General features: G+C 45.1%; 6 protein-coding genes and 2 pseudogenes. 5 read left to right on the top strand and 3 right to left on the bottom strand.

Annotated features, from left to right (window positions below; genetic code table 11):
* Positions 1–213: pseudogene (locus tag K4039_RS06090) on the bottom strand (RNA-guided endonuclease TnpB family protein); the annotation flags it as partial.
* 492 nt (positions 214–705) lie between these two features.
* Between K4039_RS06090 and K4039_RS06085 the strand changes: the two are divergent.
* Positions 706–4,740: a hypothetical protein gene (locus tag K4039_RS06085; protein WP_265234242.1), complete on the top strand. Its 4,035-nt coding sequence runs from the start codon at positions 706–708 to the stop codon at positions 4,738–4,740.
* A 477-nt stretch (positions 4,741–5,217) separates the two neighbouring features.
* On the opposite strand, the gene K4039_RS06080 is transcribed toward K4039_RS06085, so the two are convergent.
* Positions 5,218–6,240 carry a hypothetical protein gene (locus K4039_RS06080; protein WP_265234241.1) on the bottom strand — a complete coding sequence of 341 codons (1,023 nt, stop codon included), beginning with the start codon at positions 6,238–6,240 and terminating at the stop codon, positions 5,218–5,220.
* Positions 6,241–6,299: 59 nt separating this feature from the next.
* Between K4039_RS06080 and K4039_RS06075 the strand changes: the two genes are divergently transcribed.
* From K4039_RS06075 to K4039_RS06060, 4 genes and pseudogenes are all read left to right on the top strand, one after another.
* On the top strand, positions 6,300–6,929 hold the full coding sequence (locus tag K4039_RS06075; RefSeq protein WP_321161557.1) for a hypothetical protein: 630 nt from the start codon (positions 6,300–6,302) through the stop codon (positions 6,927–6,929).
* Positions 6,930–7,579: 650 nt separating this feature from the next.
* Positions 7,580–10,051, top strand: a complete 2,472-nt coding sequence (locus K4039_RS06070; protein WP_265234240.1) for an ATP-dependent Clp protease ATP-binding subunit — start codon at positions 7,580–7,582, stop codon at positions 10,049–10,051.
* Between the two features lie 209 nt (positions 10,052–10,260).
* Positions 10,261–10,503 (top strand): annotated as a pseudogene (locus tag K4039_RS06065) (hypothetical protein); the annotation flags it as partial.
* Positions 10,504–10,676: 173 nt separating this feature from the next.
* Positions 10,677–10,997, top strand: a complete 321-nt coding sequence (locus K4039_RS06060) for a HAMP domain-containing sensor histidine kinase (RefSeq protein WP_321161559.1) — start codon at positions 10,677–10,679, stop codon at positions 10,995–10,997.
* Positions 10,998–11,205: 208 nt separating this feature from the next.
* Here the strand turns inward: K4039_RS06060 and K4039_RS06055 are convergent, their stop codons facing one another.
* Positions 11,206–12,771 carry a sensor histidine kinase KdpD gene (locus K4039_RS06055; RefSeq protein ID WP_265234239.1) on the bottom strand — a complete coding sequence of 522 codons (1,566 nt, stop codon included), beginning with the start codon at positions 12,769–12,771 and terminating at the stop codon, positions 11,206–11,208.
* Positions 12,772–12,974 lie beyond the last annotated feature (203 nt).

Below are 12,974 nucleotides of genomic sequence, written 5' to 3'. Positions count from 1 at the left end.
CGCCTGTCGAGCCATACTGTTCAATTCATCACAAAACGAAAATTCTTTTGCTAATAATGCACAGTATTTACTTAGATCGTTTTTACCAATCTTTTCGCCATCCATCCACAAGCGAATTGCTTTGTTTCGGATAAATTGTACTGTTCTAATAGCTTGATCGACAGCATCAAACTGCTGTCGCTTTCCGTATGTTTTGAATTCAAAAACTAGCATGACTTCGACCTGATCACGATATACTTACAATAGCAAAATTGGTGTAAAACAAAGACAGTCTGTGACAATACTTTACAAGAAAGACTGAAGGGGACTGAAGTCCCCGCCCGCTTTCATCGAGCGCACTAAAGTCACGCTCGCTTTCCGCATTCCGCTAGTTTTTTTGTAAGAACACGGCAATGCTGTCTCCTAATTGGGAGTTTTTAACCGCAGATACAGGCAGATGTACGCGGTTATTTTTTAGTGTGGCGATAAATATAGGAACCGCCACATCGGTGAGGACATAAAGAACTTCATGAATAAAGCCGATACCCTTACTGCATCAATGGTTTGATTCCCGTTATGCAACTGTCAACTGTCAACTGTCAACTGTCCACTGTCAACTGTCCACTGCTATACTTATTGTGCCAATTTTCAGGGCGGAATACTCGGATGTTCGATCGACAGTAATCTAGGCTATAGCTGGAATGTAGCTAGTAGCAGTTTAAGCCGATGTCGTCTCCTAAAGGTCGATCGAGCAAAATAGAATTCAGCATCTTAGCGTCGCATCCTGAGTTGCTGACAGGTTTAGATGCGTGGCTGCGCCTGGGTTTGATTTCGCCCGCTGAGGTTGAGCAATTGTGCCGGCAGCATTTAGTCTGCCCGCTGCCCGATCCCGCTGTAGCCCTTTCTGAAATTGACGATCGCCCGAACTCTGCTATTCCCGAACCCAAAGTACCAGCTCTAGCAACACAAAAAGCATTGCCCAGCACCACAAAAAACGTTGCAGAGCGCGCAGAAACCCCTCAAACCCCAACTTTTGTAGCTCAAATTTTGCAGTCGCTCATAGCCGAAATTAGCGTCGTGTGGCTGTTATTTTTAGGAGTGTTCATGGTAGTTGTCTCCTCTGGAGTCTTAGCTGCCAGTCAGTGGGAAAGATTTCCGGCTGCCGGACAATATGGAGTTTTGTTAGCTTATACTTTAACTTTTTGGGCGATCGGTAGTTGGGCAAAAAAACAGTCTAATTTACACTTGACTGCTCAAACTTTGCAAGAAGTTACCCTGTTGCTAGTGCCAATAAATTTCTGGGCGATGGATACCTTTGGATTGTGGCGATATCCTTGGGATTGGGCAGTCGCCATCGTCGCCGCATTTATTTTAACTTGGATAACACGCGGAATTATTAAAGATCAGTATCAAAGTTTGTGGGGGAAAAATGTAACTACCTCGATCGCCATAAATCACTTGGGATTGAGTTATTTGCACTGGGGTTGGGGATTTGTAGGCTTTTCCATAGCAGCGGTTTATTTGGGTACCGTGGGAACTACTGTCGCTACAGTTTATCAAGTTCAACAACAACGGTTGCAATCTATCAAAGGTGGAGGAGATAGCGAAACTATCGCTGGTGCTTTCAGTTCCAGCCGAGATTTTTTAACTTACAAAAAAGCTGCTTTAGTCGCTTATTCCTTAGGAATTTTACTTGGTCGGGCGATATTTGTCAAGAATATCAATATCCCTGAAATGGGTTTAGCTTTGGGAATTTGCGGCGTGCTATTAGCGTGGCTGGATTGGCCACAGCCCCTGGCATCTGGGACTATTAAAAATAATATATCGCACCAACAAAATCCTGGTAACTTTTTTAATTGGCAATTAGCCGGAGGGGGTTTGTTGGGTTTGGGGTGGCTGGTTTGTTTTCGCGAAATTCCCCTACAGGCGATCGCAATTAGCATCTTGGCTATTTGGTTTTTCTATAATCGCTTAGTGCGGTTTTGGCAAAAGCTTGATTTGCTAATGCTTTTTGCTGTTGGACTTCAGAGCATTTGGCTGGTTTGGCGAGTTGTTCCTTTAGCGCTTAAAACACAATTTGTTATATCTTTAACTCAGCTTACCAACTCTCAGCAAACTCCTTGGGCTTTTTGGGGTGTTTTGCTCTTGCCCTATTTAATTTTAACGGTAAGCGTGGCGCAGTGGCTCTACCGATCGCGAAAGGTTCCACTTGCCCATTTTGGTGAAAATCTTGCTCTCGGTTTGGGCAGTGTTTTAACTACTCTTAGTTTAGTCAATCCCTTTTGGCGATCGATCAATTTATTCGTCTCTACTTTAACTTTAGGTTGGATCGCCTGGAAATACGTAATTCCCGATAATTCCCGGCGAGTTGTGACGCCTACTTCTGCTGTTGATCAACATCCAAATCCGGCATTTTGGGTTTACCTGACTCACATTATAGGTTTATGCGCGATATGTTCGGCAATTGACTTATTTTTACCGAACCAGAAAACGAATATTTGGGCAGGAATTTTATTGATTTTTATGGCGTCTGAATGGGCATTTTTTGTCTGGATGAAAGTAGCAAATGTCAGAGAAAATTCTGCATTTTTTCGGTGGCATCCTGCATTATTCCAAAGTTCCTGGTATTTGGGATTGGTGTTGGCAGGATTGAGTTTTATCTTGCTGTACAGTAATGTACACTCTCAGTGGAGTTTGCTCTGGCTGGCGACACCTTTGGCTTTGACTGCTGTTGCTAAATATACTGAAGTTCCTCACAAACAAGTTGCCAGTACCTTGAGTGCGATCGCCTTAATATTCGCACAAATTCTAATTTTTACTTTTCCGGGATCTCGGTTAATTGGTTTGGGTTTGGCAGCGCTGTTGATGTTAGTCAATACTTACTATTTAGTTGAGCTTCCAGCGGCTGCAATTGGAGTGGGGTTTGGCTTGAGTTTCGTAGCTGCGGCGATTTATCAATTAGGTTTTGTGTCTGGTTGGGCTTGGGCAATTGCTGGGGCGATCGCACTTTTGTGTCTCTGGTTGCTTCGCAGCACGATTGTTCGTTATTCTAGCAGTCTGCGTGAACCTTCGACCTTAGCTCAAATTTACGATCGAGCTTTAGATGGTTGGGCAATCTTACTCGCAGCCTTGCTGTTAACAAACATCACTGTTTATTCCTATGATATCTACACACGCAGTACCCTGAATTTCTCGCCCTCTGTTCAAGTATTAGCTGCTACTTTGGTAATCATGGCTGCGATTGTTTTCCGAAGTTTCCGTCAACTTCCCCCGCTGGCAATTTATGCTTTGGCTTGGAGTTTGGAGTTGCTGACAGCAGTTGGTTTGAGTTTTATTGGACGCAATACGATTAATTTGGCAGTGGCGAATATTGCGATCGGCTTATTTACCCAATTGTTGGGCGATTGGTGGCGGCGGCGCAATCCCGATGATCGCCAAATTTTACCCAGCATTCACGTTATACCTCTGCTTTACGGGTTGTTGGGCTTGATTTTGCGATCGCACACCTTTACCAATGGTACAGGTTTAATCTCGTTAGGTGCGTCTTTAATTGCGATCGGCATTGGCAGGCGGCAGCAAGAATTTAAACCTCTGGTTTATTTGGGATTAATTGGCGTATCAGCTTCCGCTTACGAATCAGTGTTTTATCAAATTTCTCGCACATCAGGAGGAGCTTTTGGCGACGGCTTAATTGTGCTAGCAACTCTCGGCACAACTTTAACTTATATCTATCGCATTTTATCTCGTTGGTTGAGCAGATATTTGCATTTAACAAATGCCGAATTAAAAATATTCGCTCATCTGCACTGGATTTTGAGCAGTTGGCTGCTGATTTCAGCTTCTGGCAACTATATTAAATCCGGCGTAAATTTAGGATTAGTTGCTGGTACTCTATTAGTGCAATACGCTTTCTTACAAGGGCGAAATAATCTCGATCGCCAATGGGCAGAAATTTGGATTTACTTAGGCTGGCTAGAAGCCTTTGGCATCCGGCTTTACTGGCTCAATACACCTTTAGTCAAGTACATTTCCGGGCCGCTGGCGCCGTGGAAAGTTGCTTTTGCTTCTCTATTTGCCTATTTAATTTACATCTTACCTTGGGATAACTGGGGTTGGTCAAAAAAACCTTGGCAGATAATTGCGTCTCTCATTCCCATAGTCGCTATTTTGGAATCTCCGGCTAAGTTTTATCCGATTAGTTTCCTCATAGCTGCCGCCTTCTATGTTTTCCTAGCTTGGGAAAAGCGCGAAGTCCGTTTTACCTACGTGAGTGTGGCAATAATTGACTGGATATTGCTGCGGTGGTTTGGACAAATCGGATTGACTCAGCCGGAATGGTATTTTACTCCTTTAGGACTTTCTTTCCTTTACGTTGCTCAGTGCGATCGCACTTTGCAACTACCAGCCCAAAAAACCCTGCGCCACAATCTGCGAATGGTAGCCACGGCGCTGATTTGTGGGATACCTCTTTTGACTCAGCACAACCACGGTTTAGTTGCAGGATTTTTTAGCTTGGTGGCGATTGCTGCGGGTTTGGCGCTGCGAGTGCGGGCGTTTTTGTTTGTGGGAACCGGAATTTTCTTAATCAATGTTTTCTATCAGTTGGTGGTGCTGATTTTTGACTATCCCCTAATTAAATGGGCGATTGGCTTGGCTTTTGGGATTGTGTTTATCTGGATTGCTGCTACTTTTGAGACGCGGCGCGATCGCATTTCGGCTTTTGTGCAGCACTGGGTTGTACAATTGCAATCCTGGGATTGAATCTTCCGCCATCAACTACTGTTGCGCACGGAGATCTCCATTTACCAACAATATATTTTTTGTGATAACATTTTAAAAAAACGCCCTTTTTTTTGGGGTAAAAGCTTGACATTGCCGGTCTAAAAAGGTATCATATAATAATGGGAGTGGTGACAGTTTTTAAATTTAAGTTACCACTTCCATTATTTAAAATATAACTTAAAAATCAACCAAAGTCAATAGGTAAAAATTCTTTTTTTGCGCCGCGAGCAGCAAAAGCGATGTAACAGAAAAAGGGCAACTCAAAGGAGCGCAACTATAATGCAACTCAGTTAATCAAGCGCCTTTTCACAGTGAAAAAATATCATCAGTTGATTTAATTTGGCATATTTACAAAAGATGATAAAGTTGAATTGATTCGAGCATAAATTCTTCAAATGACCGCCGTCGGTAGAAGGCACACATCATTACATTTTTATAGGTTCGATCGTTCGGACTTCAGTCCTTTCTTTGGGCCGCGCCCTCAGACCAAACAGGCAATTGATTAATCTTATCCAGCGTGATATCTACATACTTTTGACCGTTATCCGCCAGATTTTCGCCAAAATATCCATCATCGCCGTCGTGCTTTTGAGGGCCGCTGACAGCTTCTGCGTAGCGTCCTTGCAAACGAGCTTGATTGAAAGGAGAAGTCGCGAACCAGTACCAGCGAGTTGGAAAAACGATGCCGCCAATATCTTCAATTGAATCGCGAGTGCCACGAAAATGGAAAATGCGATCGGCTTCTGCAAAACCATTTTCTCCCGAAAACACGCCCCCAACTGAAATAACAGTAATTTCTGCTTTCAGCCATTCTTTAAGATAGGGAGTAGCACCCAAAGCAACTTGTGCGCCGCCGCTAGTGCCAATTAAAATAACTTGCAAAGGTTTTTGAGGATTAGCTGAAATCGGAGATTGAGCATTCATGCGCTCGATAATTGCATGAGCAATTCCCTGATTGTATGCAAAACCGTAGCGATAATCGAGAGAAATTGCAAACCTCCAAAGATTGCGAATTTTGATGAATATATCCGCAGCAATCGGCCCACTTTTTGCCTGCGCTGCAAACCGCCAAAAAGGAGCTAGCCACCGCTGTCCGCCTAAACTTTTGTTAGAAGCTGAATAAGGAAAAATATCCCCCACTGCTACGCACTGCGGGTGACTTTTAACTAAATGATTGAGAAAAAATGCTTCTCCCGGTGTTAGTTCGTCCCCCGAAAAATCGCCAACTCCCGGTAAAAAGATGATATAACAATTGAGTGGCGAAGACTTGCGCGCTTCCGGGCTGCTTTCGTTCGGGGGCAATATCTCCGGCGAATTTTTCTTAAAACCCAAAGTTTCGGCACTTTGACCAAGCCACCATATAACAGTTCCCACTGGCGAAAGAATGCCCCAAACTAACAGGATTAGACCTGCGATGAGCAACAAATTTAAACTTCCTCCGCGCAGCCACGCAAGTATCTGCAAAATCAATCTTAGCATTGAATAAAATCTGGTAGAATGCCTGTTAATTACCTAATTATGTAGAAATATTTTGGTGATTGTGCTGTATTAGAGCTTATTTTGTCCGAGTTGTCAACTATCTTGAGGAGCAGGAGTTAAACGTGAAGGGAGAAGATTCAATTGCTGGTTTGCGAAGAACGCTGTGGAACTCACTTTCTTTGAACAGCAACTTTTACGAAAAAACTCCCTACACTGCCAGAACGAAGCGGATAGCTTTAACGATTGTAATTTTAGCAGCGGTGTCCCGCGTTTTTGGCAGTGCCGTCATTTTGTTAATCAATCGAACTGAGCTATCCGTGTTATTGTTAGCACTTTGGATAGATGCTTTGGCACTGGTGGGGGGTTATTATTTTTGGACTTTCACTATCTTTAAAATCGGGCAGTGGCTGAAACCAGGTCATGTAAGTTATGGGGAGTTGTTGGTTCCGATCGGATTTGCCTACGCCCCGCAAGTGCTGAATTTTTTAACGTTAATTCCCTTGCTGGGAGAAGGGATAGAGCGGATATTAGCTGTGTGGAGCTTGCTATCTGTAATTGTGGCGGTTCGTCAAGGTTTGGATATTAAAACTCGCTGGGCAGTGTTAATCTGTTTTGTGGGTTGGCCGCTGATTCAAATTGCGATCGGGTTTGTGAAAGTTATTAAACAGTTGGTTCCACAATGGCTTTAAAGTCAGGAAATTGTCATGGGTTTAAGGAAAAGATGACAAGAAAAATTCACGGCTTCAAGTCTCGATCGTAGATTTTGCAAGTAGGCGATTAATAGCAATTTCAAAAGGCAGCTAATTTGGGAATGGCGATCGCCCATAAGTCCCTTAACCTGTAGATTCCTGGACGCACAAAGCCCCAATAAACCGTGTTTTTTACCAAATCTACAGGCTGCAACGAAGGATTTTAGTAGAAAACCCGGTTTCTGACCGCCCGTGCGTAAGTCAAACTGTTACAATAAAATTGCTTTGGGGTGCAATACTTTTGCTCAAAGTACGTAATTTGAAACAAAAGCATTCCCCCGCCCGAAGAAACATTGTCGATAGCTCGCTTTAAGAGAATGCTTGACAGGGGAGCGGCAACACAGTATGTTGGGAAATGAGTGAAATCGTGATTGATAACATTAATTTGCATTGGCACAGTTCGATCGCACAGCCAGACGGCAAACACACCCCAACTATTCGGCTCTCCCCACTGTCCGCCTCCTCTTAGTAGCGATACATTGAATTAAAGGAAATACACAAAAATTTACATATATAATTTGTGTAGTGATCCAAATCGCTCCTCACCAGCAGCGATACAACCCTCGCCAAGACAGTAGGATAGAAAAAATATGTTTGAACGCTTTACAGAACAAGCCATTAAAGCAATCATGCTAGCCCAAGAGGAAGCGCGGCGCCTCGGACACAATTTTGTAGGCACCGAGCAAATCCTTTTGGGACTCGTCGGCGAAGGCACTGGAATCGCTGCAAAAGTATTACTGGATATGGGCCTCAACTTGAAAGAGGCGCGCAATGAAATCGAAAATATTATCGGTAGAGGTTCCGGGTTCCTCCCGCCGGAAATTCCGTTTACCCCCCGCGTCAAGCGCATTTTTGAGACGGCGCTGAACGAAGCGCGACAGTTAGGACACAATTACATCGGCACAGAGCACATCCTGCTGGGGCTGATTCAAGACGATGAAGGTGTGGCGGCGAAGGTGCTGCAAAACCTGGGAATCGATCGCCAGAGAGTCCGCACGCAGGTAATTCGTGCCGTGGGAGAAGTCGCGGCAGTACCCGGAGGCCGAGGAGATAGCGGTGGCGATCGTAAAATCCCGACTTTAGAAGAATTCGGCACCAACCTAACTAAGCTAGCAGCCGCCGGCAAACTAGATCCAGTCGTGGGCCGCGAAAATGAAATCGAGCGCGTGATCCAAGTGCTCGGACGCCGCACGAAGAACAATCCGGTGTTAGTAGGCGAACCGGGAGTCGGCAAAACAGCCCTCGCCGAAGGCCTCGCCCAGCGAATTGTTAACAGAAACGTCCCGGAAATTTTAGAAGACAAACAAGTAATCAGCCTCGATATGGGTTCGCTGATTGCTGGTACGAAATTCCGAGGCGAATTTGAGGAACGGCTGACGAAAATTATGGCGGAAATTCGCGCAGCAGGCAACATCATTCTGGTAATTGATGAAATTCATACCTTAGTTGGTGCAGGCGCGATTCAAGGCAGCATGGATGCCTCCAATATGCTCAAACCGGCTCTTGCTAGAGGAGAATTGCAGTGTGTCGGCGCAACTACCTTGGACGAATATCGCAAATACATTGAGCGCGATGCTGCCCTAGAACGCCGCTTCCAACCAATTAAAGTCGGCGAACCGAGTGTGGCTGAAACAATAGAAATATTGTACGGCTTGCGATCGGCCTACGAACAGCACCACCGACTGACAATTTCCGATGCAGCTATAGAAGCAGCGGCTACACTGTCAGACAGGTACATTAACGATCGATTTTTGCCAGATAAGGCGATCGACCTAATTGACGAAGCAGGTTCCCGCGTCCACGTTCTGAACTCGCAAACCCCGCCCGAAGTTAAAGAACTCAAAAAACAACTTCCGGCCGTCAGCAAAGAAAAAGATGCTGCTGTGCGGGAACAAGACTTTGATAAAGCTGGAAAATTGCGCGATCGCGAATTAGAAATCGAAGCCCAAATTGCCGAAGCTACGATCAACAAAAGCCAGATCAGAATCTCTCCCATCGTCACCGAAGAAGACATCGCCCACATCGTGGCAAATTGGACGGGAGTACCAGTTAGCAAGCTGACAGAATCGGAATCGGAATTGCTGCTGCACATGGAAGACACATTGCACCAGCGCTTGATCGGTCAAGAAGAAGCTGTCAGCGCAGTTTCTCGCGCCATCCGCCGCGCGCGGGTTGGCTTGAAAAATCCCAATCGCCCGATCGCCAGTTTCATCTTTTCCGGGCCCACAGGCGTCGGCAAAACCGAACTGACAAAAGCCTTAGCCACATATTTCTTCGGTTCCGAAGAAGCGATGATTCGGTTAGATATGTCCGAGTTTATGGAACGCCACACTGTTTCTAAACTCATCGGTTCGCCTCCGGGTTACGTCGGCTACGACGAAGGCGGTCAACTAACAGAAGCAGTGCGTCGTCGTCCTTACACAGTGATCTTATTCGACGAAATCGAAAAAGCTCACCCGGATGTCTTCAACATGATGCTGCAAATCTTGGAAGACGGCCGTTTGACCGATGCTAAAGGTCGGACGGTAGACTTTAAGAATACGCTGCTGATCATGACATCAAACATCGGTTCACGAGTGATTGAAAAAGGCGGCGGTGGTCTCGGTTTCGAGTTTGCTGAAGGTGCCGCAGACGCGCAGTACAGCCGCGTTCGCAACTTGGTAAACGAAGAATTGAAACAGTTCTTCCGTCCCGAATTTATCAACCGCTTGGATGAAATTATCGTCTTCCGCCAGTTGAACAAGGAAGAAGTCAAGCAGATTGCAGATATCCTGTTGCAGCAAGTCTTCGGCCGCTTAACCGAACAGGGTATTACTTTGTCGGTGACAGACAAGTTCAAGGACTTGTTAGTTACAGAAGGCTACAATCCTAGCTATGGTGCTCGACCTTTGCGCCGCGCTATCATGCGGTTGTTGGAAGATGTACTGGCTGAGGAAATGCTGTCTGGGAAGCTGAAAGAAGGCCAAAGTGCGATCGTTGATGTGGATGAAAACGGTCAGGTTAAGGTGTTACCCGATGGTTCATCTGAGCCGAAATTGCCTGAATTGGCATTGAGTCATTAATTGCGATCGACAAAGCGATAAATAACGTCTGATTAAAAACCCGGTTTCTTGCAGTAACCGGGTTTTTAATTAAAAAATATGGCGTTGCTGATTTACGGTATGAACGGCTAAATAGGCAAATCATAAAAACCATTTTTCACAAAACTTCTGGATTTTTGCCTAGTTCTTTTTCATACCCTGATTAAGCAACGCCTAAATATCTTCTCGATACCAACATCCTGATTTATTACTTCAATGATGAGCCGGAAGTTCAGTCTATATTTGATGAAATTAAAGCTGGAGATGCAGAGGCTTTCTACTGTCCGATTACTTGGGTTGAGTTACTTTATTACCCGGCATTGACAGAAGAACAAGCTAATGAAATGCGAGAATTTTTGAGCCCACATTCCGCACTTCTTAACACAGTTAAAAATATTTTGATAAAAAAACGTCATTCTAGAGATTTAATTTGAGAATACTTCTTAATAATCCCAAAAAATCGATCGTAGAAAAATAATTATCAAGAAAAATTAATATTTTCATACAGGGGCTATAACGCTTGTATAGAATGGAAGATAGCCATTTTTTAGCCAAAAATTCGCGATTTTATGTTAAGGCGGAAAGTGGGTTGTAACTCGCTAACGCGATCGATGCTTTGGACGCAGCGAGCGTTGGACGAACTTTTGCGGAATTACAGGCCGAACCTGGGCGCATTATGATTTGTACTGAAATGTCGATCGACCTTTCAACCGTAGTAATTCGCATCAGAGATAACGGCCTGGGTATGTCCGATTCAGTAAAATTGCGGATATTCGACTACCTGTTTACTACAAAAGAGGTTGGAAAAGGAACGGGATTGGGATTGGCAATCGCCCGTCAGATTGTAGAAGAAAAACACGGCGGAAAACTGAGTTGTATTTCTGCATTGGGAGAAGGGACAGAATTTGCGATCGAGATTCCGGTGTAAAAAGTATCACATCGCGTTCAGTCGATCGATATCGTTTCCGTTGCCATCCGAATCATAATTTTAGGAGTTCGCACTCCTAAAACACGCTTTTTACACTCATCAGGATGCTCACTTTTTCCTTCTTCCTTCTTCCTTCTTCCTTCTTCCTTCTTCCTTCTTCCTTCTTCCTTCTTCCTTCTTCCTTCTTCCTTCTTCCTTCTGCTATCGACTATTGCAGTGGCAAAAATACCGTCATCACCTCACCCTTTTCTGGGCGCTGACGAATTACCAACTTGCCGCCAGCAGCCCGAAATAAATTCTTAGTCACGCTCAAATTTAAACTCAAACTTCCCGTCTCCGGCTGCACCATCAACAAAGGTCCGATCGATCGCAAAGGAGCATTCGCCGATTCTGCAAAAGTCGATACGCCTTTACCTTCAGATAAGTGTTCCGATTCCAACTGCAACTTTAACTGACTCCCTGCTAAAGTCACCTCCACCTGAATGCGACTCCCCGATCGCAAAGTGCGAGTAAAATTCTCAATTAAATTACTTAAAACCTGATCCAACATCGTCGGATCGCTGACTACCGCTGGCAATTTTTTCGGTATAATCACATCTAAAGTGTGATGGCGCTGACTCGCCTGCTTTTGCCAGCGCGGAATGCTATTTTGGAGCACTTCACCGAGGGACATTGCTGTTAGCTGCATCGCAGAATTTTTTGCTTGGGACATTTCCATTTCTACGGCGCGGAAAATTAAACCGAAGCGATCGATCTGAGCGGTACACTCAGCATCAATCATTTCCAAACGCTTCACCACCACCGGTTCGAGTTTGGGGCGTTTCAGCAGCAGCCGAGTCAGGGTGCGGATGGTGGCCAAAGGAGTGCGGACTTCGTGGGCGATCGCCTGTAGCAATTCCACTTCTTTGGTAGCATGAGGCAGATGAGACTTACAATTGATATTTTGCTGCCCTTTCAAGCTATCATCAACTCTTTCGTGTTTTCCCCTCGACACTTCGTCTTTCCCAATGGGCAAATTATGCAGCAGCAAGCGGGTGAACTGCGCGACTGTTTGATAGTTTGGATCTACAGGCAAAAACTGCTGGAACAGCGCGTCTAATTTCGTAGAATTATGAGTTAATTGGCTGACTGGCAAATTGATCCCGCCGTCAGAATTGGCAAGCAAACAATCGCTTTCAGTCACCCTGCTCCGCAAAACTTCCCAAGCTTTGGCGGCGATTTGCGGGTCGAAAGAAAATAGAAAAGCCGGCATTCCAGCCGAATTTTCACCCAAAACCATCACCAGACTAAAAGTAGCAGTTAAAACCAAACAAAACTGCTCGTTTGCCAAAGGATCGCCGATCGCCAAAGCTAAAGCCGGGGCAGCCTCCGGTACAGATATTTGCTGCTGGGCCGCCGGTAGCAAAGCTAAAGTTTGTCTAGCACGAAAAGACCACAAACCTGCATCGTTGTCGGGAATACTGGTAAAAATCCAATTAGCAAAACCGGAAGCGACAGCGGGCTCTGTCAAAACCGAAGACGGCCCGGACAAAACCAATCCCTGACAAGAAGTGGGATTTGGGGAGAGACAGTGTTTTTGCCGATCGAGCATTTGATTCAAAGTTGCGATCGCCCCATACCATTCCCGTTCAGCCTTCTGTCTAGCAGCCGCACGACTCCCAGGACACTTCGGGCGACCGATTTGGGCGATCGACCTCGGATCGGGAGTGAGGTCATTTTCAGAGCCTTCGGAGGCTAAAATTTCGCTGATTGTTGGTAGAAAGTAAGTATTCACAGTAGTTATAAGCCCACCTTCACAGACGTGAAGAATGAAGTATTTATTTATAGGAATGTTTAGGAGCGAGAATTTAAGCACCAGTAGGACGGAAACAACCAGCCTAATTTCTTGCGTCTTGCCCCTAACCCACAGGATATCTATATTTGTCAACTAACGATATTGGCAGAACCGTACCAATAAGTCGCAATCTCCGCGCAAGG

Origin of the sequence: Lyngbya sp. CCAP 1446/10 (assembly GCF_026130175.1) — a bacterium.
Classification (GTDB): Bacteria; Cyanobacteriota; Cyanobacteriia; order Cyanobacteriales; family Microcoleaceae; genus Microcoleus.
Note: the sequence above shows the minus strand (reverse complement) of the source record. Positions and strands in the feature narration are given on the sequence as shown.

Excerpts from the sequence above, each read along its gene's own strand:
- K4039_RS06085 (WP_265234242.1), top strand. The coding sequence starts at position 706 with ATGTCGTCTCCTAAAGGTCGATCGAGCAAAATAGAATTCAGCATCTTA.
- K4039_RS06080 (WP_265234241.1), bottom strand. The coding sequence starts at position 6,240 with ATGCTAAGATTGATTTTGCAGATACTTGCGTGGCTGCGCGGAGGAAGT.
- K4039_RS06070 (WP_265234240.1), top strand. The coding sequence starts at position 7,580 with ATGTTTGAACGCTTTACAGAACAAGCCATTAAAGCAATCATGCTAGCC.